The organism is Acinetobacter sp. YH12102 (genome assembly GCF_013419125.1).
GTDB classification, from domain to species: domain Bacteria; phylum Pseudomonadota; class Gammaproteobacteria; order Pseudomonadales; family Moraxellaceae; genus Acinetobacter; species Acinetobacter pseudolwoffii.
The window spans coordinates 22452-44803 of sequence record NZ_VPAS01000001.1 but is presented as its reverse complement, the minus strand read 5'-3'; the positions used below and the strand labels follow the sequence as shown (position 1 = coordinate 44803).

General features: G+C 45.0%; 24 protein-coding genes. 8 read left to right on the top strand and 16 right to left on the bottom strand.

The features are described 5' to 3' along the window. Positions 1 to 55 precede the first annotated feature (55 nt). The 6 genes from FTU42_RS00235 to serB all read right to left on the bottom strand — a co-directional run bounded on the left by FTU42_RS00235 (position 56) and on the right by serB (position 3828). Positions 56 to 526, bottom strand: coding sequence for a transposase family protein (locus FTU42_RS00235; protein WP_180082881.1), 471 nt, complete (start codon positions 524 to 526; stop codon positions 56 to 58). Next, positions 474 to 869: a transposase family protein gene (locus FTU42_RS00230; RefSeq protein ID WP_180082880.1), complete on the bottom strand. Its 396-nt coding sequence runs from the start codon at positions 867 to 869 to the stop codon at positions 474 to 476. The genes FTU42_RS00235 and FTU42_RS00230 overlap by 53 nt, the downstream gene beginning before the upstream one ends. A 71-nt stretch (positions 870 to 940) precedes the next feature. Then, a complete protein-coding gene (locus tag FTU42_RS00225; protein WP_180082879.1) occupies positions 941 to 1192 on the bottom strand; it encodes a hypothetical protein in 252 nt (83 codons plus the stop codon). Positions 1193 to 1236: 44 nt separating this feature from the next. Further along, positions 1237 to 1716 carry an SCP2 sterol-binding domain-containing protein gene (locus tag FTU42_RS00220; protein WP_180082878.1) on the bottom strand — a complete coding sequence of 160 codons (480 nt, stop codon included), beginning with the start codon at positions 1714 to 1716 and terminating at the stop codon, positions 1237 to 1239. 140 nt (positions 1717 to 1856) lie between these two features. Next, entirely contained in the window at positions 1857 to 2192 is a 336-nt protein-coding gene (aciT, locus tag FTU42_RS00215; RefSeq protein ID WP_074383829.1) for a ciprofloxacin tolerance protein AciT, read from the bottom strand. Positions 2193 to 2607: 415 nt separating this feature from the next. After that, on the bottom strand, positions 2608 to 3828 hold the full coding sequence (gene serB / locus FTU42_RS00210; protein ID WP_100534551.1) for a phosphoserine phosphatase SerB: 1221 nt from the start codon (positions 3826 to 3828) through the stop codon (positions 2608 to 2610). A 77-nt stretch (positions 3829 to 3905) separates the two neighbouring features. On the opposite strand from serB, the gene FTU42_RS00205 reads away from it, so the two are divergent. Further along, the gene (locus tag FTU42_RS00205) at positions 3906 to 5159 is read left to right on the top strand and encodes a hypothetical protein (RefSeq protein WP_180082877.1); all 1254 of its coding nucleotides are present in this window, start codon (positions 3906 to 3908) and stop codon (positions 5157 to 5159) included. A gap of 126 nt (positions 5160 to 5285) precedes the next feature. Here the strand turns inward: FTU42_RS00205 and FTU42_RS00200 are convergent, their stop codons facing one another. From FTU42_RS00200 to mhpT, 3 genes are all read right to left on the bottom strand, one after another. Then, complete coding sequence (locus tag FTU42_RS00200; protein WP_180082876.1) at positions 5286 to 6260, bottom strand: bile acid:sodium symporter family protein; 975 nt, start codon at positions 6258 to 6260, stop codon at positions 5286 to 5288. A gap of 123 nt (positions 6261 to 6383) precedes the next feature. After that, positions 6384 to 7013 (bottom strand): bifunctional nicotinamidase/pyrazinamidase, encoded by a 630-nt coding sequence (gene pncA / locus FTU42_RS00195; protein ID WP_180082875.1) that lies wholly within the window; start codon positions 7011 to 7013, stop codon positions 6384 to 6386. 195 nt (positions 7014 to 7208) lie between these two features. Next, positions 7209 to 8414, bottom strand: a complete 1206-nt coding sequence (gene mhpT / locus FTU42_RS00190) for a 3-(3-hydroxy-phenyl)propionate transporter MhpT (protein WP_100329541.1) — start codon at positions 8412 to 8414, stop codon at positions 7209 to 7211. Positions 8415 to 9138: 724 nt separating this feature from the next. Here mhpT and dapA point away from each other — a divergent pair. From dapA to purC, 3 genes are read left to right on the top strand one after another with little or no spacing between them, the layout of a single operon-like run. Further along, positions 9139 to 10038: a 4-hydroxy-tetrahydrodipicolinate synthase gene (dapA, locus tag FTU42_RS00185; protein WP_005173340.1), complete on the top strand. Its 900-nt coding sequence runs from the start codon at positions 9139 to 9141 to the stop codon at positions 10036 to 10038. A 14-nt stretch (positions 10039 to 10052) separates the two neighbouring features. Further along, a complete protein-coding gene (locus FTU42_RS00180; protein WP_100329542.1) occupies positions 10053 to 10658 on the top strand; it encodes a lipoprotein-34 precursor (NlpB) in 606 nt (201 codons plus the stop codon). Positions 10659 to 10695: 37 nt separating this feature from the next. Next, positions 10696 to 11415, top strand: coding sequence for a phosphoribosylaminoimidazolesuccinocarboxamide synthase (purC, locus tag FTU42_RS00175; protein ID WP_005173343.1), 720 nt, complete (start codon positions 10696 to 10698; stop codon positions 11413 to 11415). A gap of 335 nt (positions 11416 to 11750) precedes the next feature. Here the strand turns inward: purC and FTU42_RS00170 are convergent, their stop codons facing one another. Further along, entirely contained in the window at positions 11751 to 13022 is a 1272-nt protein-coding gene (locus tag FTU42_RS00170; RefSeq protein WP_100354960.1) for a replication-associated recombination protein A, read from the bottom strand. 264 nt (positions 13023 to 13286) lie between these two features. Here FTU42_RS00170 and FTU42_RS00165 point away from each other — a divergent pair, with 264 nt between their 5' ends. Beyond that, positions 13287 to 15425, top strand: a complete 2139-nt coding sequence (locus FTU42_RS00165; protein ID WP_180082874.1) for an EAL domain-containing protein — start codon at positions 13287 to 13289, stop codon at positions 15423 to 15425. A gap of 17 nt (positions 15426 to 15442) precedes the next feature. Here FTU42_RS00165 and FTU42_RS00160 read toward each other — a convergent pair whose 3' ends face one another. Beyond that, positions 15443 to 15895 (bottom strand): YcgN family cysteine cluster protein, encoded by a 453-nt coding sequence (locus tag FTU42_RS00160; protein WP_180082873.1) that lies wholly within the window; start codon positions 15893 to 15895, stop codon positions 15443 to 15445. A gap of 191 nt (positions 15896 to 16086) precedes the next feature. Here FTU42_RS00160 and FTU42_RS00155 point away from each other — a divergent pair, with 191 nt between their 5' ends. Further along, entirely contained in the window at positions 16087 to 16245 is a 159-nt protein-coding gene (locus tag FTU42_RS00155) for a DUF1328 domain-containing protein (protein WP_004647174.1), read from the top strand. Positions 16246 to 16355: 110 nt separating this feature from the next. Here FTU42_RS00155 and murJ read toward each other — a convergent pair whose 3' ends face one another. Further along, complete coding sequence (gene murJ, locus FTU42_RS00150; protein WP_180001045.1) at positions 16356 to 17906, bottom strand: murein biosynthesis integral membrane protein MurJ; 1551 nt, start codon at positions 17904 to 17906, stop codon at positions 16356 to 16358. A gap of 54 nt (positions 17907 to 17960) precedes the next feature. Continuing rightward, complete coding sequence (ampD, locus tag FTU42_RS00145) at positions 17961 to 18557, bottom strand: 1,6-anhydro-N-acetylmuramyl-L-alanine amidase AmpD (RefSeq protein WP_005173355.1); 597 nt, start codon at positions 18555 to 18557, stop codon at positions 17961 to 17963. Between the two features lie 180 nt (positions 18558 to 18737). Here ampD and nadC point away from each other — a divergent pair, with 180 nt between their 5' ends. Beyond that, a complete protein-coding gene (gene nadC, locus FTU42_RS00140) occupies positions 18738 to 19589 on the top strand; it encodes a carboxylating nicotinate-nucleotide diphosphorylase (RefSeq protein WP_180001046.1) in 852 nt (283 codons plus the stop codon). A gap of 94 nt (positions 19590 to 19683) precedes the next feature. Here the strand turns inward: nadC and FTU42_RS00135 are convergent, their stop codons facing one another. Both FTU42_RS00135 and rph read right to left on the bottom strand, forming a co-directional pair. Beyond that, positions 19684 to 19860 carry a hypothetical protein gene (locus FTU42_RS00135; RefSeq protein ID WP_180082872.1) on the bottom strand — a complete coding sequence of 59 codons (177 nt, stop codon included), beginning with the start codon at positions 19858 to 19860 and terminating at the stop codon, positions 19684 to 19686. A 200-nt stretch (positions 19861 to 20060) separates the two neighbouring features. Next, on the bottom strand, positions 20061 to 20777 hold the full coding sequence (gene rph / locus FTU42_RS00130) for a ribonuclease PH (RefSeq protein WP_005173362.1): 717 nt from the start codon (positions 20775 to 20777) through the stop codon (positions 20061 to 20063). 195 nt (positions 20778 to 20972) lie between these two features. On the opposite strand from rph, the gene FTU42_RS00125 reads away from it, so the two are divergent. Then, positions 20973 to 21668 (top strand): TetR family transcriptional regulator, encoded by a 696-nt coding sequence (locus FTU42_RS00125; protein ID WP_180082871.1) that lies wholly within the window; start codon positions 20973 to 20975, stop codon positions 21666 to 21668. A 53-nt stretch (positions 21669 to 21721) separates the two neighbouring features. Here the strand turns inward: FTU42_RS00125 and FTU42_RS00120 are convergent, their stop codons facing one another. Next, the gene (locus tag FTU42_RS00120; RefSeq protein WP_005173368.1) at positions 21722 to 22336 is read right to left on the bottom strand and encodes a thiol:disulfide interchange protein DsbA/DsbL; all 615 of its coding nucleotides are present in this window, start codon (positions 22334 to 22336) and stop codon (positions 21722 to 21724) included. Positions 22337 to 22352 lie beyond the last annotated feature (16 nt).

Here is a 22352-nt window from a genome sequence, read left to right as displayed (position 1 = left end):
ATCTAACTTCCTTTCAGAAACTTTAGAATAATGTAAATTAGACCTCTTTCATAAATCATTTTTTACTCAGCTCCAAGTTATAAATTCCAGCAATTAGATTGAATCTCAAACCAAGTCTTTTAGCTCTATTGCGATAACGTTCCGCAAGGATCTTGAAAGTTTTTAGACTGCCAAATACATGCTCAATTGCTATTCTTCTTTTATTGATTTCCTGATTATAGATTTTTAGTTCAGGATCCAATTTACAGCATCTTTTGGCTTTTAAAGGCAACAGGCTATTGGGATACAAAGTATAAATCCCCTGATAACCTTTATCTGCAAGAACAAAGGCTCCTGAAGGAATCTGGTTTAAATTGCGTTTGAACAACTCGAAATCATGCACTGCACCGCGACTGCTACATAAACTCAGAATTTGCTGAGTCTTGTAGTGAATCATGGCCTGTACTTTAAAGGTATGGGTCTTTTTCTTGCCGCTATAGCTTTTCTTCTGTTTTTTTAGGCCTTTGGATTGGAATTTCTGTGGCATCCACGATCACAACATTCCAGTCAATGCCTTCGCCCTCGGGTAAATCTTTGGGTAAATTAAAAAGATTGGACCGAATCAGGCAGTCTTCAACATGACGGACAATTCTTGAGGCTGTGGGCTCTGAAACCCCGTAACTCGTCGCAACGTGAAATAAGGTTCGGTATTCCCGCCAATAGCTCAGGCAGAGCAGAACCTGGTCTTCTAGGCTTAACTTGGGCGGTCTGCCTTTGGCAGGGACATGCTTCTGCAATTGTTCAACCATCAAATAGAAAGTTGACCATGAGATGCCCGTATATCGTTTGAACTGAGGATCAGAAAGCTTGTGTGAATCGATGTATTTCATCCGCAGATTATGCACGAATGCCAAGAAATCTGGAGTGCAAATATTAACCAAAAAGAAGATCATTTTTTGATTTATGAAAGAGATCTATTGTAGGATTCATTGACTTGTTTTAAAGTTAGTGTTTGAAGCTCTAGTAAACTGTTAATTTGCTTTAGCTGCGTTTCATTTTTTAAAGTTAATTCTGAATTTAAACGACTTATTTTTATAGAGTATTCGTGTTGTATACTTTGCTTTAAACGTTCAATAAACCAGTTTTTAAAAATAAATAATAATAGTGAACTAGCACCTAATCCCATTAAAAAGCTAATTAATTCTGATGACATGAAAATCTCTAAAATTAAGGAGAAGCAATGCTTCTCCTCATATATCAACGACCCGTTTTCTCTTTAATAAACTGACGTACCATTTTCACTTTTTCTTTGACTGGCTTTGGCAGTTTTGGTGGAATCATCTTCGCCACTTGGTTAAACCAGACCAACAGGCCAAAGTCGCCTTCCATTTTGATCGTGCCACTTTGCATGCCGGTCATAAATGCCGTCGGGTCACCTTTGACCAAGGTCTTTACACCCTGTTCACTATCAGCAAACTGCAATACAAAATCTGCTTTCTCTGCATCACCTGAAACCGTATCAATCTGGCCATTATTGACAATGATCTGACGTGCCATACCTTCATCTGTGCCAATCTGGATCCGGAATTGACGCTCATGTACCAGTTCAATAAATTTTGGGCTGGTACGTGCCAATTGCTTCATACGTAAAGCCAGACCCGCGACCAACAAGTCCAGTGGATCGGTACTCATATCAATAAGAGGAAGTTTTAACACAGGAATGGACGACAGTTTCATGGAGGATGCCTATTCTAATTGTACGAAAATTGACAAATATCCTAGCATAATTCTTGGCTAGGTTGATTAAGCAGTTTGTATCATATTTCTAAGCTAAAAAATGCACCCGTGGGTGCATTTTTTCTTTGCGATTTGTAGACTTAACGGCTCGAAAGCTGCTGCTGGTCATCTTCATAGACTGGCGTATGTTCGATACAACGGCGTTTTGCCAAGGCACGCTCTGCACGACGGTCTTCACGCAATAATAAGAAAGTGACCACCATCATGACTGCTGTCAATGCACTCAGATAACTATAGGTCATTGGCAGATCAAACCAGGCTTGTGTGCCTACACGAATCATCTCAATCAAGCCCCAGACCAACATCCCGGCTGCCATAAAACTCAACCAGCGACGATAAGGCGAGAAGAACACAGCAACTACAGCTGCAGCGACTAAACTGAAGCCCACGATCGTTGCTAAATTCGCTGTTACCATATAAACCCCTCCATCCAAATAGATAGTTTGCCTGTTTGATATTGCAACGGTTCTATCTATTGAATTTCGTTCAATCAATAAAATGGAATCTGTTGATTTGTATCTCTATGCCTGCATTATGCTGAGTTTTTTGCATAAAAAAAGTCCTGTGATCTGGTCTCACGACATACTTTGTCGCGATACTATATTGTCATTACATTTTTTGCTTTTGGCATTTTTGTGGATCAATGACTGTGTCAATGTTGGCGTGTCATTACAAAATTATCAGGGCTGTTATTGACTGAAAAAATTATTTTTCCGTTTAAGATGATCGATGTTTTTATAGTCAATCTTCTCTGCTGGCTTGGTCACCTTAGTACAAAGGCAATCAAAAAACGCGACCCTGAGGTCGCGTTTATTCTATCAAAAAGAGTGTTTATGCCTGATTCAGGTCTTTATCGTGTACCCCGAGCAGATACAGTACCCCGTCCAGTCCCACACTGGAAATCGCCTGAGTGGCATTTTGACGCACCAGTGGCTTGGCACGGAAAGCCACACCGAGTCCTGCAATCGATAACATTGGCAAGTCATTGGCACCATCACCGACTGCAATGGTCTGTTCCAGGGAAATTCCCATCTCTTTGGCAATTTCGCCAAGCAATAAAGCTTTACGCGCGCCATCAACAATATGACCTTTGACTTCACCCGTGACTACGCCATCCTGAACATCAAGCGCATTGGCATGTACTTCATCAATATCCAGTTTGCCTTGCAGATATTCGGCAAAGTACTGAAAACCACCCGACAGAATTGCAGTACGGTAACCCAATGCTTTTAAAGTCGAAATCAGGCGTTCAGCACCCTCGGTAATGGTCAGGCGCTCGGCAATTTTCGGCAGTACCGATGCATCCATGCCTTTCAATAAAGCCACACGGGCACGGAAACTGGCCTGAAAATCAAGTTCACCTTGCATGGCGCGTTCGGTGATTTCAGCAACCTGCGCACCGACCCCTGCTTCAATCGCCAGTTCATCAATCACTTCCTGTTCGATCAGGGTCGAGTCCATATCAAAACAGACCAGACGGCGGTTACGGCGATAGGCATTGTCTTCCTGAACCGCAACATCGACATTCAGTTCACTGGACAAACGCAAACAGGCAGCACGCATGGCTGCGGCATCCAGCATTTGTCCTTTTAAACCAAATTCGATACAGGCACGTTTCGGACCGGTACTGCTGCCATCCAGGGCCGGACGGCCAGACAGACGGGTTACGGTTTCAATATTAAAACCCTGAGTCGAGACAATCTGGGTCACGGCCTGCAAATGAGAGGCATTTAATTCAGGGGCCAATGCCGTTACGATATAACGTGTGCGCCCACCCTCTTTGACCCACTGATCATATTCAGTCGCAGAGATCGGTTTAAAGCGCACAGTTAACCCGATATCATGTGCTAGAATCAGGATTTCCTTCATGGCTAATGCTGTCGCCGTCTGGTCATCAGACGCTACAACAATACCTAAGGTTAACTGATTATGAATAACCGCTTGCCCCACATCTAAAATCTGTAGGGAATGGGCGGACAAAACCTGCATTAATCGTGTAAATTGATTAGGCTGGTCAGGTCCTAAAAATGATATAAGAATGATTTCTCGCATGAATTGACTCGGGTCTGAGCTACAACTATTGTTAGAATCATAATCGAAATTGAACAGAATTGCCTTGGAAGTTTACGTTGAATGCGCCTAGACAAGGGCTATTTGCTAGCCTATTGATTGTAAGTTTTGCTCTGCATACCTTTTTACTGGTATTGGCAACCACTCACCAACTGAATGAAAACCGCACCAGTCAGGGGCAGCTGATCACCAGTCAACTGGTGACAGACAGCCTGTCCGAGCTGGAACCGGCCAATCGTGTTTCTCTGGCTTTGCTGGCAAATCGTTATGCGACCAACCCGAGTGTGGCTTCGATTCGAATTCTGGATGCGAAAGGTCAGGTTTTAGCCACCGGTGGACTGACCAAAACTCGTGATGGTGAAGTTTTTGTCCGTGATGCACTGCAAAACGAGAAAAAAGTCGGTCTGATTGAAATCACCCTGATTGAGCCAAGTATGGGTGAAATTCTGCGGACGCAATGGCTGGCGATTCTGTTCTCTTTCATTATTCATGCTTTGATTTGGGTGGCGTACCGCGCGATCGCGCGTCCTAGCCGAACCGAATATCTGGCACGCATTAACAATGAATCCCGTTTAAAATTCGAGATTCAGACCCTGACCCAAGCTCTGGAACAGGAAAAGCACAATGCTGCGCTGGCCATTGCCCAAGCTCAACAGGCAGTGAAAAACAAAGCCAAAGAAAAAGAACATAAGCCGGCGGTCCTGGAGCAGGATAGCCTGAGCTTGAATATCCAGTTCTATGATCCAAAACAATTACTGGATAGTGTCAATAAAACCGTTTCGGTGCCTTATTTCAATCTCTGTCAGATTTTTCTGAACAAAGCCACCGAACTCTGTGTGCAACGTTATAAATTGAATAGTTCTGATATTTGTACCGTACATAAATTTGATGAAAAAGGGGCCACGATCAGTATTGCAGCAGATAAACCAAATGCCCTGGCTTGCCTGACCATGATCAGTGCCGTGTTCCAGCTGTTGTCCGAAGTACTGTATAAACGTTACCGGGAAGAAAAACGTTTTGTGCTGCAAACCCGCAGCGCAATTGCCTCTAAAGTCGAGGAGATGCAGCTCAGCTCGGTACAAGCCTCTGAGCGTCTGACACAGCATCTGGTCTCGAAAGAAAGTGCCCTGCATGTACCGAATCATTTGCTGAAAGATGTAAGTGATCACTTCCAGCTGGTGAGTATGCCTAATCCAACCAATGTCCTGACCCGTCATGCCTTTGTGGTGAACGGAATGGATGCAGAAACGGCAGAGCTGGCACAGACTTTTAGAACCGAGATTTTAAAATCCAAACAGTCCAAAGCTTCATAAATTTTTTAAATTAAAAAGCCCGATATTGAATCGGGCTTTTTTATAGCTTAGTTCTGCAAATTTTCACTGGCTAGATGCTGCTTTTAGCTTCTCAGCAGAATTTAGACATCAACTTTTTTTAAAATTCTAGCGCTCTGTATCCAGATTCTGCTTTGGCACTGAGGCACTGTCTTTATTTTTGGCAGCCCAGTAAGTGGCTAATGCCGGACCTGAAATATTGTGCCACAGACTGAAAATGGCACTTGGTAAAGCTGTCAATGGAGAAGCAGCAAAATGGGTTGCCGCCAAGGCCACGCCTAGACCAGAGTTTTGCATACCGACTTCAATCGATACTGCACGACAGTCTATTTCTGCCAGCTTGAACATGCGACTGGCCCAATAACCCAGCAGATAGCCCATACCATTATGTAAGGCTACAATCCCCAGAATTATTAGCCCCGATTGTAAAATCTGGGTTTTGCTGCCGGCAATAATCGCCGCGACAATTGCAACAATGGCAATCACAGAAATCAAGGGCATGACCTGAATATAGGTGCTGACTTTTTGCTTGAGTAGCGCCCGAACAATTAAACCCAGAACAATCGGAAATAACACCACCTGTAAGATTGATACCAGCATGGATAAGGCATTAATCTCAATCCACTGACTGGCCAACACATAGAAAATGGCCGGAGTAAAAATGGGCGCCAGTAAAGTCGAAACCGAGGTACAGGCGACAGACAAGGCGGTATTGCCCTTGGCCATATAGGTAATCACATTGGATGCCGTTCCGCCCGGACAGCAACCCACCAATATCACCACGATTGCAATCTCTGGCGGTAGCTGAAACAGTTTGCACAGCAGATAAGCCAAGCCTGGCATCGCCACAAACTGGGCGACGACACCAATTGCCACAGCTTTCGGACTTTGTAGCACACTTTTAAAATCGCCTACCGTCATGGTGATACCCATGCCGAACATGATGATGCCCAACATCCACGGAATATAAGCCCTCAACCAGACAAAAGCTTCAGGAACCAGCAAGGCAATGCCAGAAAAGAGCACGACCCATAGCGCAAAGGTTTTTTGGATAAATTGGCTAAACTGGAGCAAGGCTGACATGGGTTTCATCCAGGTATGACATCAAGGGAGATTAAATAAAACAGGTATCTCTTGATACCTGAGTTTATAGATTTAAATACAAAGACAATTAACGAGATATCTAAAGCCTATTCTTGTAAGCTTTTAAACGGTTTGGACGATATCTTTGACATAAATCCGTTTCACTCCATGCGACAGCATATCCTGCCAGGCATGTTGCAGGGAACCATTCAGATCAATGCCCTTGGTGGCATCGGCAATCACATAGGTTTTAAAGCCCAGTTTGCAGGCATCAATGGCAGTCCAGGCCACACAAAAGTCCGTGGCAATCCCGACCACAAATACGGTATCAATCCCACGCTCACGCAGATAGCCAGCAAGACCCGTCATGGTTTTCCGGTCAGCTTCCATAAAGGCCGAGTAACTGTCGATCTGCTCATGAAAACCCTTGCGAATGATGAGTTGTGCTTGCGGTAAATTCAAATCCGGATGCAGTTCGGCATCTAATGTTCCCTGCACACAATGTTTTGGCCATAAGACCTGAGTGCCATAATCCAGCTGAATACTGTCATAGGCGGCCTTGCCAGGATGGTTATCTGCAAAAGAAATATGATTGTCCGGATGCCAGTCCTGAGTCAGGATAATATGCTTAAAATACTGTCCCAATTGATTGATATTTGGAATAATCTGGTCAGCATTGGCTACAGCCAGATTACCTCCTGGGGTAAATCCTCTCTGTACGTCCACGACCAGTAAAGCGATATTATTCTGCATCTGTTTTCATCCATTGAAATCTCGATTTATGTCCAAGCATAGCGCAAATTGTTATCGGATTTTTAGAGCGGCTGCTAAAAACCCTGTGACTGCATATTCTGATTCTGCCTGTTTTTAACCGCACTGCGGATCTGATTCCTTGAATTTTAAACACAAAAAAGCCTGCAAAAGCAGGCTTTTTCAAATCTTGGCCTATTACACTTTGGTACGGTTCACCAGGAATAGCATACACAGTGCAGAGATGATGATACATGGGATTGCGGCTGTAATTACCCCTGCGGCACCAAAACCTGCCACCAGGAGCTGACCTGCGATGACTGGGCCTAGCATGGCACCAATACGACCGACTGCAGAAGCAACACCGACACCGGTACCGCGCACTTCTGTTGGATACACGATACTACCGAAGGCATAAAGTACACCCTGACAGCCAATTACGAAGGCACCTGCCAATGCTGCTGCCATATACATCTGGTTCAGTGAGCTTGCACCATTTAGTGCCAATAGACCTGCAAGAATACCGCCGTACATCAACAGGATCACATACGCTTTTTTCCAGCGATCGGTCAGCATACCCAGGATAATTGTACCAATCGTCGCCGTGACCATGAAGTAGAACTGTGCGGTTGAACCGTCCTTACGGGTAAAGCCAAGTTCCATAAACAATGAGGGTAACCAGCTCAACATGATGTAAACCACCATCAGCGTAAAGAAGTAGCTGATCCAGATGCACATGGTACGTAACAGGTTGTCCGAATTAAACAGGTCCTTAAATGAACCTTGTGGTGCAACGGCAAGTTCTGCTGCAGTTTTGTTCTGTGTTTTCAGATATTCCTTCGATTCAGGCAAAAATAGCATCATCAATGGAATTGCAAAAATCGGTAACAAGCCGCCCAGATAGAAAACATTTTTCCAGTTGGCACCAAATTCAGTCGCAGCAATTAAAGATAAAATCGCAGCACCCACAGGCATACCGCAATACATCAAGCCGACTGCACGACCACGATTTTGCGGCGATACCGCTTCAGAAGCGAGTGTGATGAGAATCGGCATCGCACCGCCCAGACCTGCTCCGGCCAGAAAACGTACTGCCAGCAGACTGTTAAAGCTATTGACCCAAACTGTACATAAAGTGAATATGGCAAATGTTGCTGTCGACCAGATCAACACTTTCTTACGGCCGATACGGTCTGCAAATCGACCGCCGATCAGTGCACCGGGTAATAAACCCAGAATCCCTGCACTAAAAAACACACCCAACTGGGAACTATCGAGACCGAAGTGCTCACGCACACCGGCTGCAGCAATACCAGCAGCCTGAATATCCAAGCCTTCAATCACCGCTATCAGAAAACAGATGGCGACCGTGACGATAGCATGCTTATTGTCTGATTTTTCCATTGGATTATCCTTGTTCAATCAGCGTTACAAAAGAAAGACCATCATCTATGAGCCTGAGCGCAGAAATAACTATCAATAAGTTGAACGTTTTACTTGGATATCCCCACAGCAGCTGAAGCAGCTCCATGCAATAGACCTTGAGATAAAGTCGCAAAAGCAATTAATCAAAAAGTTTTAAAATTCACAATTTATGCTTTAAGACTTATACATCAAGTTAAAAAACCAACCGATTAGAAAAATATCATCCAATTCATTGATATTAAAAAAAGATTAATAGATTCAATTTTTCAACCTGTTTACATCAGCTTAGCCTCCAGACAAAGATGTTTTACATATAGATTCATCCAATAAAAATATTAATTCAGCAGCTAAAAACAACGAAATTCATGACTTGGCCGAGATTTTTACTCAAATCGAGCTAATTTTGCAGACAAAATTCCATAATATCTTGCTGAGCCGGGACTTAAGTCGCAGTTTGACCACAGTATTTCGCCGGATAAATCATCTAATTTATTACTTGATTGTTTTCAAAAGGCTTTGTATAAAGAATTGAGTGGCTTTGACTAAAGCATATTGTTCTTATGCGTTTGATCAGTCATAATTTGCATAAGCAATCTTCAATTCAGCGCAAGTCCATTGAATTTGCTATAAATCAAAATACAAATCCATCCCAATTTATGTTTTCTCATTCCTTTCGGATGGACAAATAGGATAGTTTTTTAAAATGACTCAGCAAGCACAGACCATTCAAGGTTCCATAGTCGCAATCGTCACCCCTATGTTTGAAGATGGCAGCGTAGATTGGAAGGGTCTCGAGAAGCTGGTTGAATGGCATATTGCAGAGGGCACCAACAGTATTGTTGCCGTTGGAACGACAGGCGAAGCCTCGACCCTGAGCATGAGTGAACACACCCAGGTGATCAAAGAAATCATTCGTGTGGCCAACAAACGTATTCCTATTATTGCCGGCACAGGCGCAAACTCGACCCGTGAAGCCATCCAACTTACCCGTGAAGCCAAAGAGCTCGGCGCCGATGCTGCTCTTCTGGTGACGCCTTATTATAACAAACCGACCCAGGAAGGCTTGTACCAGCATTATAAAGCTGTGGCTGAAGCGGTCGATCTTCCGCAGATTCTGTATAATGTCCCTGGCCGTACCGGTGTCGACATGCTGAATGAAACCGTGATTCGTCTGGCCGATATTCCACAAATCGTCGGGATTAAAGATGCGACGGGTGATGTACCGCGTGGTGCTGAACTCTTGCAAGGTCTGAAAGACAAAGACATGGTGGTCTACTCAGGTGATGATGCAACGGCATATCAGCTGATGGGTCATGGCGCCAAAGGCAATATCTCGGTCACAGCGAATGTAGCTCCGAAAGCCATGAGTGAAGTGTGTGCCGCTGCCATTACAGGTAATGCTACAGACGCTGAACAGTTAAATGCTCAGGTTGCAAATTTACACAATATTTTATTTTGCGAATCAAACCCAATTCCTGTGAAATGGGCACTCCATGACATGGGCTTAATTGGTACTGGCATTCGCCTTCCATTAACACCACTTGCAGAACAATATCGCGCTCCGCTTCATGAAGCACTGGTCGAAGCGGGCGTTATTAAATAAAAGAGCACAAGATTATGCAATTACGTTTAGGACTTAGCCTTACACTTTCAGTATTCAGTTTGGCAGGTTGTAGTTCAATGGCCTTTAATAACGGCACTTTAGACTATAAAGAAACTACAACTCTGGACGCTTTACAATATCCTGAAGGCGCCATGGTACGTCCTGCAACGCCATTGTATCCTGCTCCAACAGTCGATCCGCTTGCAATTGAAAATGCACCGAAGCTTGAAAACCAGCGTGGCAACCGTTTTGCCTTGCCACGCCCTCAGGCCCAGACTGAGAACACCGCTCAAGCTGAGCTGACTGAAAGCAATGCTGTTGGTAAACCACAGTTGGTCACAGACGGAAATCTTAATCCGCTGCTTAAAATTGACGGAAATTCTGCTACAATTTGGCAATATACGCTTGCCACCCTCAGCAGCCTGAATCATAGCATCGTTGCGCAGAATAAAAACCGTTACGAAGTCACGATTCGGGTCGACCAGCAAACCTATGTATTAAGATTATCTTCTGTCGGTTCAAGTAATAACCTCGCTGTGTTCAATGCCGATAACAGTTTTGCCGACCGTGAAAAAGCCGCAGAACTGCTCAACCAGATTTACCAAAATTGGCCAGCCTAGACATTTCTAGGCATTTTTTTTTGTAAAAGGTTCCCTCATGTTAAAACAAACCTTGCTCTATACTGGTAAAGCGAAATCTGTCTACACCACAGACAGTTCAGACCATCTGATTTTAGTCTTTCGAGATGATGCCTCTGCATTCAATGGCGAAAAAATCGAGCAACTAGATCGTAAAGGCAAGGTGAACAACCGTTTTAACGCCTTCATCATGGAAAAGCTGGCAGAAGCGGGTATTGAAACTCACTTTGAAAAGCTGCTGACTCCAAATGAAGTGCTGGTGAAAAAACTGGATATGATCCCGGTTGAATGTGTGATTCGTAACTATGCAGCAGGTTCTTTATGCCGCCGTTTAGGTGTTGAAGAAGGTAAAGAACTGACTCCATCTACATTCGAATTGTTCTTTAAAGACGATGCGCTTGGCGATCCAATGGTCAATGAATCGCAAGCGATTGCTTTAGGTTGGGCGACTGCTGAGCAACTGGAAAAAATGAAAGAATTGACTTACCAAGTCAATGACGTGCTGAAAGCATTGTTTGATGCCGGCAACATGATTCTGGTCGACTTCAAACTTGAATTCGGTGTATTCCATGACCGTATCGTTTTGGGTGATGAATTCTCTCCAGACGGTTGCCGTCTATGGGACAAAGACACCAAGAAAAAACTCGACAAAGACCGTTTCCGTCAAGGTTTAGGCGGTGTAGTTGAAGCCTATGAAGAAGTTGCGGGTCGTTTAGGTATTAACCTCGACAACATCTAATGGCATAGTCCATTGCTTCAAAAAAACCGAGCTCAACAGCTCGGTTTTTTTATCCCTGATTTTTTTGGCTGGGCCAGATTGACCTTTTAAGCTTTAATCGAAAAAATAAATATTACAGATAAAAATGATCGCTTTTACATTGGCAAGCCTATGGTCTAATATCATCACATACCAGGCAAATCAGTGAGCTGATTGATTTAACTCAAGGTTTGCCGACCAGATTGATCGCCTACCCTCTAGGATGTTCTCTCCCTTGAAAAAACATCCTAATTTATGCCCAATTCGCCTTGAATTGGGCTTTTTTTGCCTGAGTTTAATCTATTTGTGTACTGATATTATTGCTGCTGTTGTTGTTGCCAACGGCGTTGCTGTAAGCGCTCTCCTTCAACTTCACGTTTATTGCGTGCCGACTCATACAGTTTGGTATCTTTCAGTTCTGGTGGCATATAGTCTTGCAGCACAAAATGCTCAGGATAATGATGCGGATACAGATAATCCACCCCGTAGCCCTGTTCTTTCATCAGCTTGGTCGGTGCATTTCTCAAATGCAAAGGCACCGGCAAATTCGAGGTTTTATCTGCAAGCTCCATCGCCTTGTTAATTGCCAGATAGGTGCTGTTACTTTTGGCACTGGTGGCTAAATACACCGCACATTGTCCTAAAATAATCCGGCATTCCGGCATGCCGACGGCCTGCACCGAACGGAAACATTCACCCGCCAGCAATAAGGCATTCGGATTGGAATTACCGATATCTTCAGAAGCTGCAATCAGCATACGGCGGGCAATAAATACCGGATCTTCACCGCCTTTGAGCATGCGTGCCATCCAGTACAGCGCTGCATCGGGATCACTGCCGCGAATTGATTTTATAAAAGCCGAGACCAGATCATAATGCTGTTCACCGGACTTGTCATAACGGGCAATATTTTGCTGTGCCACTTTCACCACCCCTGCATTGGTGATGATATTTTCCATATCCGGTTCAAAAGTACTGGCAATCAGATCAAGTAAATTCAATGCTTTACGGGCATCACCTGCTGCGAACTGCACCAAGGCATCAAATTCTTCAATCAGGATATGTCGTTCCTGCAAAAAACGGTCATTTTGCAAGGCTTGTGTGAGCAGAGTCTGAATCGATTCCGCACTCAACGCATTCAGGCTATACACCTGACAACGTGACAATAAGGCACTATTCACTTCAAAAGACGGGTTTTCGGTAGTGGCACCAATTAAGGTAATTTTCCCTTTTTCGACCGCATTTAACAGTGCATCCTGCTGGGATTTATTAAAGCGGTGAATTTCATCAATAAAGACCACTGGCGTCAGCAGATCACCACCATCGGCAATCACTTCACGCAGCTCTTTCACTCCGGTATTCAGGGCAGACAGACTGATAAAAGGCCGATCTACCGCTTGTGCCAACAGTAAGGCAATGGTAGTTTTTCCAACGCCGGGTGGTCCCCAGAAAATAATCGACGGTAGATGACCCTGATCAATCATCTGGCGTAAGGGCGCCTGTTCCCCAAGCAAATGTTCCTGCCCGATAATCTCTGCAAGGTCACGTGGTCTTAAGCGTTCTGGAAGCGGGATATGACTATCTGACATGTTATTATTGGCTCAAACTAAATTCTGATCTCATTCTAACACCAGCAGTTTTGATTCCAAGATTGCAAACATAAAGCATAAAAAATTAATTTATGTAGAAATCCTCTATTTTTTTAATTCTGAATGAATTAATCTTCATAAAAGCAAGTAATTTGAACATGATTAATTGTGAATTAATTACACTGTAATTTTCATATTGTTTATTCTAATTAAAAGAAACTTATGTCGCCCTTTGGGTATTTTTTGGGTTGTATTGGTGAATGCATGAAGCATGATAAATTTGAACAGGGAGCTGTGAGCCAGTCGGAACCTCTGCTGGCAACATCACTGAGTTCAACCCCTGTTCATCTGTCTGAATTAATTCAGCTTCAAAAACTGATTGATGCCTTACCCCAACCTCTCTGGGTCAGTAGCAAAACACATCTGCACTATTTTAACGTCGCCATGACCGATTATCTTGGTGTGAACCTGAATGAACCGGATAATATGCCATGGCAGAGTTTCATTCATACCGAGGACTTACAGCTGTTTTCGAAGCTGTGGCATGCGGCACTGGATCAGCATCAGAATTTTGAAACCCAGTGCCGGATTAAACGCAGCGATACTCATTATCGCATGTGTACGCTGGCGGTAAAATTCCATCATGCACCTGAACATCTGTTGCAGTGGGCGGTTTCACTGACCGATGTGCATGATTATTTTGAAATCCAGCAACAACTGTCCCAAATCGTTTCAACCCAGGAAAATATGCTGGATGCCAGCGCAGACTGCATCCATATTATCAGTCCTGAAGGTCAAATTCGGCATAGTAACCAGTGCTGTGGCCTGATTGCGGAAACCGAAACCGTAACACAGGCTCAGGACAGTTCATTGTCCTGGTTGAACCGTTTAGCACCTGAAGCCCGAAAATCCGGACAACGCGCACTGAAACAGGCAGCCCTAGGCTTAAATAGCCGTTTTTCTAGTAAAATTCAGAGCAAAGACCAGCCGATCCAATATTGGGATCATCTACTGACCCCGATTCTGGATCAGCACAATATTACCCAAAGCATCCTCTGTGTCTCACGCAATATCAGTCAGCAAAAAATTGCAGAAACCCGCTTAAAAGAAGCCATTAAACGAGATGAACTGACTGGTCTGTATAATCGCAGTACCTTCTATAAAACCTTTAAACAGGTGCTATGGAAAGCGCAACAACAGCAGACCAAGGCGGGTCTACTGCTGATTGATCTGGATTATTTCCGGCACATCAATGACACCCTGGGTCATATTGCTGGCGATCATCTACTCCATGTTCTGGGTCAGCGTTTCCAGGCCTGTTTCGGCCCGAATACCATTGTGGCCCGTTTGGGTGGAGATGAATTTGCGGTTCTGGTGAAAAATCTGGAAAGTGAAGAACAGCTGCTGGCCACGGCGCAACTGGCCTATAGCCAGCTGGATCAACCGATCAATTATATTGGCGACAGTATCAGCAGTGCCATGAGTATTGGCTGTGCCATCTATCCACGTGATGCATTAAATACTTCGAACCTGTTGAAATGTGCCGACATTGCCTTAAATGATCTGAAAAATAGTGGACGTGGTGGCATTCGCATGTTTAGTCAGGACATGTGCGGCTCACTGGAAAATATGACCAGGCAGCTGACCCTGGCACGCAAGATTATTCTGGCCGATCAGATCATTCCCTATTATCAGCCCAAAGTTCGTCTGTCTGATGGTGTGGTGATTGGTTTTGAAGCGCTGTTACGCTGGCAAGATCAGGATCAGCAGGTGCAACTGCCTTCCGAGATTTTTGGTGCCTTTCAGGACTATGAGCTGGCCTCACGTATCAGTGAAACCATGCAACTGAAAGTCTTTGCCGATATGAGTCGCTGGCAGGCCCAAGGACTGGATCTGTTGCCGATTTCAATCAATGCTGCACCGGTTGAATTTTTGCGCGATGACTATGCTGAAAAAATGTTGACCCGCCTGTCCAATTTTGATATTCCTGCGCATAAGGTGGAACTGGAAATTACCGAACAAAGCCTGTCCGAGCATGGTGCCAATTATGTAATCCGGGCCCTGAACCTGCTGAAACAGGCCGGAATCCAGATCTCACTGGATGATTTCGGCACCGGGCATTCTTCACTAACCCGTTTACAAGACTATCCGGTGGATTGCATCAAAATTGACCGCAACTTCGTCGAGCGTATGAACAGTGACCCGTCCGCCTTGGCGATTGTCAAAGCCATTACCCAGATTGGTTCCAGTATTGCTTTGGATGTTCTGGTCGAAGGCATCGAAAATACCGAACAACTCGATACCCTGATCCATTGTGACTGTCAGATTGGACAAGGCTTTTATTTCTATCGTCCGATGGCCGGTGCTTCGGCTCAGGCCCTACTGCAGCCGGCAAATCAATAGCTACTTATCGCGGCAAATTAACGCACCCAACGCACGATATAGTCTTCGATGTCGTCTTCAGGAATGTCGGCTTCACTCAGGCAGCGCCCTGCTGCCGACTTGCGTGCCTGAATCACACTTTCCCGTGAACCGCTGATCAGATAATGCCAGGATGGCAGGCTTTTGCCCTGCTCGACCCGGCGATAAGCACAGCTTGAAGGCAACCAGTGAATCGTTTCCAATTTTTCTGGCGTGAGCTGAATACAGTCTGGCACATAGTGCAAACGCTCTGGATAATTGGAGCAACGCGCAGTCGTACAATCCAGCAGTTTGCAGGCCACTTTGGTATAAGCGACTTCCTGGGTATCTTCATCTTCCAGTTTAATCAGGCAACAGAGTCCGCAACCATCACACAAGGCTTCCCACTCGGCTTGCGTGAGTTCGGCAAGGCCAGAGTTTTTCCAAAATTCGGGACGTAAAGTATCGGTCATGATCAGGTCGGCGCACTCAAAAATCAGCTGATTATAGCAGCCCAAACTGCGCAGACCTACCGCTCAAATTCTTATTACCATCACGTAAACTATTGTTAAATCATAGACAGTTCGTCAACAAAACACTAACAGTCGCTGGAATCGTTTATTTCTATACTAAATTTGAAAATAAAAACACATGGAGAATATATATGTTTCGCTGGGCTATTATTTTTGCTGTTATTGCATTAATTGCGAGTCTACTTGGTTTCGGTGGAGTAGCAGGCTTATCTAAGGATTTTGCAATTATCTTGTTAGTAATTGCGGTGATTCTTGCGATCGTTGGATTTCTTTCCCGCGGTAAGGTCTAGATTCAGTTTAGATTGAGTCGAAGCAAGTATGATCCTTCGAAAAAAACAAGAGCCTTCTGGCTCTTGTTTTTTTATGGCTTTATTAAGCGAATATCAAGTTCAATATTCACTTAAGGTTTTAAATGATGCGGTCTAAAACCTGCCACCAGCAAGGCCGCCAGATAGGCCACCACACCAATGACACACAAGATGAGTACTTCTGCGACACGCATCCATTGCGACACATCGGCATTATACCAACTTAAGGCATAAGCCAAAGCTGCGATCATCACCACATTGGCAAACATGAATTGCAGGAAGATTTTTTTCCAGTGCGGGCCAAAGCGGAAAATATGACGCTTATGCAGATAGTAATAAAGCAGGCCGGCATTCACCATGGCTGAACCGGTCGATGCCAGTGCCAGTGCCATATGTTCTGCTTCCCAGTCAATCAACTTGAAGATACCGATAAAAATCACGTTCAGGATTGCATTGGCAGCCACAGCCATCAGACCGACACGCACCGGTGTTTTGGTATCCTGCTGTGCATAGAAACCCGGGGCAAAGACTTTAATCAACATAAAGGCAATCACACCACCGCTCATACATTGCAGCGCCAGAGCCGTCATTTGGGTATCTTCAAAGCTGAACTGACCACGTTCAAACAGGGCCTGAATGATCGGGGTCGACAGCATAAACAAGGCAATACTGGCCGGTAAACCTGCCATTACAATCACTTTAGCGGCCCAGTCCATCATGCCGCGGAATTTTTCCGGATTCTGCTCGGTATGTCGTGCCGATAAAGATGGCAAAATGACAGTACCAATTGCTACACCAATCAGGCCAAGCGGCAACTCGGTCATGCGCTCAGCACTATACAGCCAGGACACCGAACCATCCTGCATAAATGAAGCCCAGATGGTATTCAGCAGCAGGTTAATTTGCGTGACGGATACACCAAATAAAGCCGGCAGCATCAACTTCATGATGCGATCCACGCCTTCATGCTTGAAGTCAATTTTAGGTGGGATCAGCAGGTTTTTACGCCACAGTTCAGGAATCTGAATCGCCAGCTGTAAAATACCGGCAATGATGACTGCCCAGCCCAGTGCCATAATCGGCTCTGCCATATGCGGAGTCAGCCAGAGCGCACCAGCAATCATGGCGACATTGAGCAAGACCGGTGCAAAGGCCGGTGTACTAAAAGAGCCATAACTGTTCAGAATACTGCTGGCAAAAGCCGTCAGTGACATGAACAGTAAATAAGGAATGGTCAGGCGGAACATGTCAGTCGCCAAGGCGAATTTCTCAGGATCGCTATGGAAACCGGGCGCATAGATATACATGATCAACGGTGCAGCAATCACTGCGAACATGGTCAGCAGACTCATTACCGTTGCCAGACAGCCAAAGACCCGGCTAATCAGAATCTGCACTTCGGCATGGGTACGACTGGTTTTGTATTCGGTCAAAACCGGAATAAAGGCCTGTGAGAATGCCCCTTCGGCAAATAATCGCCTGAAAAAGTTTGGAATACGAAATGCGACCACGAAGGTATCGAAGTCCTTACCCGCACCAAAGACATTCAGTAAAACAATATCTCGAACCAATCCCAGTACACGTGACAACATGGTCATCGCACTGACAATGACGGTCGAACGCCAAAGCGCCATCCTATTCACCTAATGTATAAATTTGTGGCTATTGTAATGAAACCTCTGTCAGAAGTTCATTGCTTAATTGCATCCCTCAAGCGAGGTTGAGGTATTTTTATAATGCTGTAACTGGCAACGAAAATCAGCCCAGTTAAAATACGGTCCCGGATCGGTCTTACGGCCCGGGGCAATATCCGAATGTCCGGCAATATGCTGCTGAATTTTAGGATAATAATCTTGCAAACAGGCAGTGACTTTGATCAAGGCGGCATACTGTACCGGTTCAAAAGGCAAGTCGTCACTGCCTTCCAGCTCGATGCCAATCGAATAATCATTACATTCTTTTTTACCCAAATAGGTCGAACGTCCAGCATGCCAGGCACGGTCATTAAAATTGACGAATTGCAGTACCTCACCAGAACGTAAAATCAGCAGATGGGTCGAAACCTGCATCCCTTCAATGCTTTGAAAATAGGGATGGACTGACCAATCCAGTTGATTTTGAAAAAACTGTTCAATATAACCGCCGCCAAACTGTGAGGGTGGCAGACTGATGTTATGCACCACAATGAGCTGAATCTCGGTATTGTCCGGACGCTGGTTAAAATTGGGAGAGGGAATGTGACGTGCGCCCATCAGTTGTCCATTCTTAACCTGAAACTCGGCTGCCTGTTGCATAAAACCATTCTCTCCAAAAATAAAATCTGCACGATCAGGGTTGCAGCCGGCTTCATGCTAAAACTTTCAGGCACAAATCTCAATTCATCCCGGCAGACTGTAGGAAAAATCGCTCATTTTTTATGTAACAGTGCTAAGATAAGGCGCAATTTTCACGGCTTAAAAGATACGGAAATACTCATGCGCATATCTCAAGCGTTGCTAGACCAGTCGATTCAGATCAATATCCAACAGGCACTTTCAGAAGATATTGGTGACGGTGATATTACTGCCCTGCTGACCCCTGAAGATGAACAGGCCACTGCCACGATCATCAGCCGTGAAGATATGGTACTGGCCGGGCAACCTTGGGTGAATGCCTTGATTCAGGCCTATGATCCAAGTGTTGAAGTCATCTGGCTAAAAAATGAGGGTGATCAGGTTCAAGCCAATGAAACTTTCCTTAAACTGGCCGGTTCTGCACGCAGTTTATTGACTGTGGAACGTCCTGCGCTGAATTTTGTCCAGACACTGTCTGCCGTTGCGACGAAAACAGCGCATTATGTCAAACAATTGGATGGCTTAAATACCAAGCTGCTGGATACCCGTAAAACCCTTCCTGGCCTGCGTATTGCACAAAAATATGCCGTTGCCATTGGTGGTGGGCAGAATCATCGTCTGGGTTTATTCGATGCCTTTTTGATTAAAGAAAATCATATTATGGCCGCTGGCGGAATTGTTCAGGCGATTGCCAAGGCACACCAGATTGCGCCGGGCAAACCGGTCGAAGTGGAAGTGGAAACCTGGGATGAGTTGAATCAGGCCTTAGAGGCCAATGCGGATATCGTGATGCTGGATAATTTCAGCCAGCAGCAAATGATTGAGGCAGTACAGCATGTGGCCGGCCGCTGCAAACTGGAAGCATCTGGCAATATCACGATCGAAAATTTACGTGAAGTTGCCAGTAGCGGTGTCGATTATATTTCGATGGGTGTTTTGACCAAAGATGTCAAAGCTGTGGATTTATCGATGCGATTTAATGCTGAAGCCTAAATTCGATAGATGACCATTGAGGGTGCGAAGCACCCTTTTCTGATTTTTAGAAATTTTTTTTGCATATATTTTGCTCAATTTTCTATTTTAGACCTTAATCATCATCGTCGTCCCGATTACCTCGACGATCGCGGTCATCATCGTCACCATCACGGTCGTTATATCTCCCATTATCCTCATCACGATCCTGATTTAACACTGAACGCTCGTCATCTTCACGATTATTGCCCCAGTCACAGGCGCTTAGTCCAAACATTCCCAGCAAAGACATTGCACAAATCCACTGTTTCATCTCGCATTCCTCATGGTGATATCGTTTGAATATCGGGGTAAAATAGCTCTGGATCTAGCCGATTCATGTCGGAATTTTGTCAGGAAGTTTTGTGCTGCATTTTCAATGGAGCTGTATTCTGAAATTTCCGGCATAAAAAAACGCATCCTGAGATGCGTTTTATATTTGGCAGGAATGAATTACCAGCCCAAAGCTTGTTGCTGTTTTTTTACCAGCTCCTGAATGCCTTTCTCGGCCATTTCCAGCATGGCATCCGATTGGGCACGGGTAAATGGTTTGTCTTCCGCAGTGCCCTGAATTTCAATAAATTCACCGGCCTGTGTCATCACCACGTTCAAATCGGTTTGACAGTTCGAATCTTCTTCATAGCAAAGATCCAGTAATACTTCATCTTTGAAAATACCAACAGAAACCGCAGCCACCAGACCTTTTAATGGATCATGTTTGATTTTCTTTCTTTCCAGCAAAACATTCATGGCATCGACCAGCGCCACCGCAGCACCGGTAATCGCTGCAGTACGGGTACCGCCATCAGCCTGAATCACATCACAGTCAATGGTAATGGTATTTTCACCCAGCTTTTTCAGGTCAACCATTGAGCGCAAGCTACGACCGATCAGACGCTGGATTTCCTGGGTACGGCCACTCTGTTTGCCACGTGCCGCTTCGCGGTCGCTACGGGTATGGGTTGAACGTGGCAACATGCCATATTCAGCCGTCACCCAGCCCTGGCCCTGACCTTTCAGGAAACGTGGAACAGAACTCTCTACACTGGCAGTGCACAGTACTTTGGTATGACCAAACTCAACCAATACCGAGCCTTCCGCATAACGTGTATAGTTACGGGTAATTTTCACTTCACGTAATTGATCTAATGCTCGTTGGTCGATACGCATGATAAGTCCTGTATAGGCTAAAAATAATTGCGGCTCAGTATAACAGAAGCCTTTGCCAAGATTGGTCAGCCGGATGATTGATTTACAAAATCGATGCATCAGAGTGCGGTTAAATATCGAAATTCTGCCGACCTGTGGCGCTACGATTTGCCTTAATTTTTGCTAGACTAAATCTCCCCTTGAGGAAACCCATTTATGTCCTTACGTGAAGATCGCAAGCAGCAAAGCCATCAGGCGCTACTGGATGCCACACTGGCATTCAGCAGTCAGGGTCGCGCTTTTAGCACCATCAGTCTGCGTGAAGTCGCGCATGCCGTTGGACTGGTGCCCACGGCATTTTATCGGCATTTTCAGGATATGGAGCAGTTGGGACTAGAGCTGCTGGATCAGGTCGCGATTCATCTCAAGGGAGTGCTGAATCAACTGGGACAGGCCTATCTGTATCAGCCCAACACCCGGACTAAAACCGGAATTGAGCTATTTTTTCAGGCAGTCGAATATCACCCTGAACCCTGGATTTTTTTTGTTGCAGAACGCTGGGGGGGCTCGGCAATGTTACGTGCAGGAATAGAACGGGAAATTCGTTTTTTGACTGAAGATGTCATGCATGAACTGGAAAAAATGCAAGCCGCCCAACATATCCAGTCTTCGCAAGATTTGCAGGCACTGGCACAGATGCTGATTGATCTGTCGCTGAACTGGGCCATGGGCTGGATTCATCTGCAACATCAGGCTGATCCAGAGCTACGCCGCACCCTATCCAATGTCTTTAAAACCCAAAGCGTGCTACAGATGCAGCTTTTATTGCGAGGGATTTTGCACTGGTATCGAATTCCGACAAAAACAGCAGATCCATCAATCAATACAGAAACAAGTACTCCCCCCATCTGAATAAAAAAACCTGCATTATTGATGCAGGTTTTTTACGGATACTCGGTTATTTCTTATTTGGCTTTACGCTCTTTTTCAATCAGGTAATTCACCACCTGAATTACTTTGGCATCATTGCCCTGCACAATATATTTACCATTGACAGTTACCGCCGGTACGCCGCTTAACTGATATTGAGCAGCCAGATTTTTGGCCTGGGCAATTTTTGACGAAATCGGGAATGATTTATAAGTCGTGTTAAATTTTGCTTCAGAAATACCATAACGGGTATAGAACTTGGCCAGTTGTGCCTGTTCTAAAATTGGACGCTGCTTGTCATGAATATCATGGAATAACTGCAAATGGGCTTTTTGGCGCACACCCAAAGCTTCAGACACATAATAAGCACGTGCCGCCTGTTCCCAGAGTGGATTCATCGCAGCAGGTGTACGTACAAAACGAACATCTTTAGGTAATTTTTTCAACCAGCCCTGCATATGTGGTTCCAGCATGAAACAGTGACCACAGCCATACCAGAAGAATTCACGTACTTCAATTTTGCCCGGTTTTTCGACTTTGACTGGTTGTGCGACCACCTGATAGTCCTGACCTGCCACAAAATTGGCCATAGCACTGCCGGAAAAGGCCAAAACAGATGCGGCAACAGCGCCTAAAAGGAATTTTTTCATTGGGATTATCGTCCTC

What these genes read in the sequence shown, in the direction of transcription:
- ampD (WP_005173355.1), bottom strand. Translation starts at nt 18,557, where the DNA reads ATGCAACAGGCAGCCGAGTTTCAGGTTAAGAATGGACAACTGATGGGC.
- pncA (WP_180082875.1), bottom strand. Translation starts at nt 7,013, where the DNA reads ATGCAGAATAATATCGCTTTACTGGTCGTGGACGTACAGAGAGGATTT.
- FTU42_RS00155 (WP_004647174.1), top strand. Translation starts at nt 16,087, where the DNA reads ATGTTTCGCTGGGCTATTATTTTTGCTGTTATTGCATTAATTGCGAGT.
- purC (WP_005173343.1), top strand. Translation starts at nt 10,696, where the DNA reads ATGTTAAAACAAACCTTGCTCTATACTGGTAAAGCGAAATCTGTCTAC.
- FTU42_RS00170 (WP_100354960.1), bottom strand. Translation starts at nt 13,022, where the DNA reads ATGTCAGATAGTCATATCCCGCTTCCAGAACGCTTAAGACCACGTGAC.
- FTU42_RS00220 (WP_180082878.1), bottom strand. Translation starts at nt 1,716, where the DNA reads ATGAAACTGTCGTCCATTCCTGTGTTAAAACTTCCTCTTATTGATATG.
- FTU42_RS00225 (WP_180082879.1), bottom strand. Translation starts at nt 1,192, where the DNA reads ATGTCATCAGAATTAATTAGCTTTTTAATGGGATTAGGTGCTAGTTCA.
- FTU42_RS00180 (WP_100329542.1), top strand. Translation starts at nt 10,053, where the DNA reads ATGCAATTACGTTTAGGACTTAGCCTTACACTTTCAGTATTCAGTTTG.
- rph (WP_005173362.1), bottom strand. Translation starts at nt 20,777, where the DNA reads ATGCGTATCGACCAACGAGCATTAGATCAATTACGTGAAGTGAAAATT.
- FTU42_RS00235 (WP_180082881.1), bottom strand. Translation starts at nt 526, where the DNA reads ATGCCACAGAAATTCCAATCCAAAGGCCTAAAAAAACAGAAGAAAAGC.
- FTU42_RS00135 (WP_180082872.1), bottom strand. Translation starts at nt 19,860, where the DNA reads ATGTCTTTGCTGGGAATGTTTGGACTAAGCGCCTGTGACTGGGGCAAT.
- FTU42_RS00230 (WP_180082880.1), bottom strand. Translation starts at nt 869, where the DNA reads ATGAAATACATCGATTCACACAAGCTTTCTGATCCTCAGTTCAAACGA.
- nadC (WP_180001046.1), top strand. Translation starts at nt 18,738, where the DNA reads ATGCGCATATCTCAAGCGTTGCTAGACCAGTCGATTCAGATCAATATC.
- aciT (WP_074383829.1), bottom strand. Translation starts at nt 2,192, where the DNA reads ATGGTAACAGCGAATTTAGCAACGATCGTGGGCTTCAGTTTAGTCGCT.
- serB (WP_100534551.1), bottom strand. Translation starts at nt 3,828, where the DNA reads ATGCGAGAAATCATTCTTATATCATTTTTAGGACCTGACCAGCCTAAT.
- dapA (WP_005173340.1), top strand. Translation starts at nt 9,139, where the DNA reads ATGACTCAGCAAGCACAGACCATTCAAGGTTCCATAGTCGCAATCGTC.
- FTU42_RS00120 (WP_005173368.1), bottom strand. Translation starts at nt 22,336, where the DNA reads ATGAAAAAATTCCTTTTAGGCGCTGTTGCCGCATCTGTTTTGGCCTTT.
- FTU42_RS00125 (WP_180082871.1), top strand. Translation starts at nt 20,973, where the DNA reads ATGTCCTTACGTGAAGATCGCAAGCAGCAAAGCCATCAGGCGCTACTG.
- FTU42_RS00160 (WP_180082873.1), bottom strand. Translation starts at nt 15,895, where the DNA reads ATGACCGATACTTTACGTCCCGAATTTTGGAAAAACTCTGGCCTTGCC.
- mhpT (WP_100329541.1), bottom strand. Translation starts at nt 8,414, where the DNA reads ATGGAAAAATCAGACAATAAGCATGCTATCGTCACGGTCGCCATCTGT.
- FTU42_RS00200 (WP_180082876.1), bottom strand. Translation starts at nt 6,260, where the DNA reads ATGTCAGCCTTGCTCCAGTTTAGCCAATTTATCCAAAAAACCTTTGCG.
- FTU42_RS00165 (WP_180082874.1), top strand. Translation starts at nt 13,287, where the DNA reads ATGAAGCATGATAAATTTGAACAGGGAGCTGTGAGCCAGTCGGAACCT.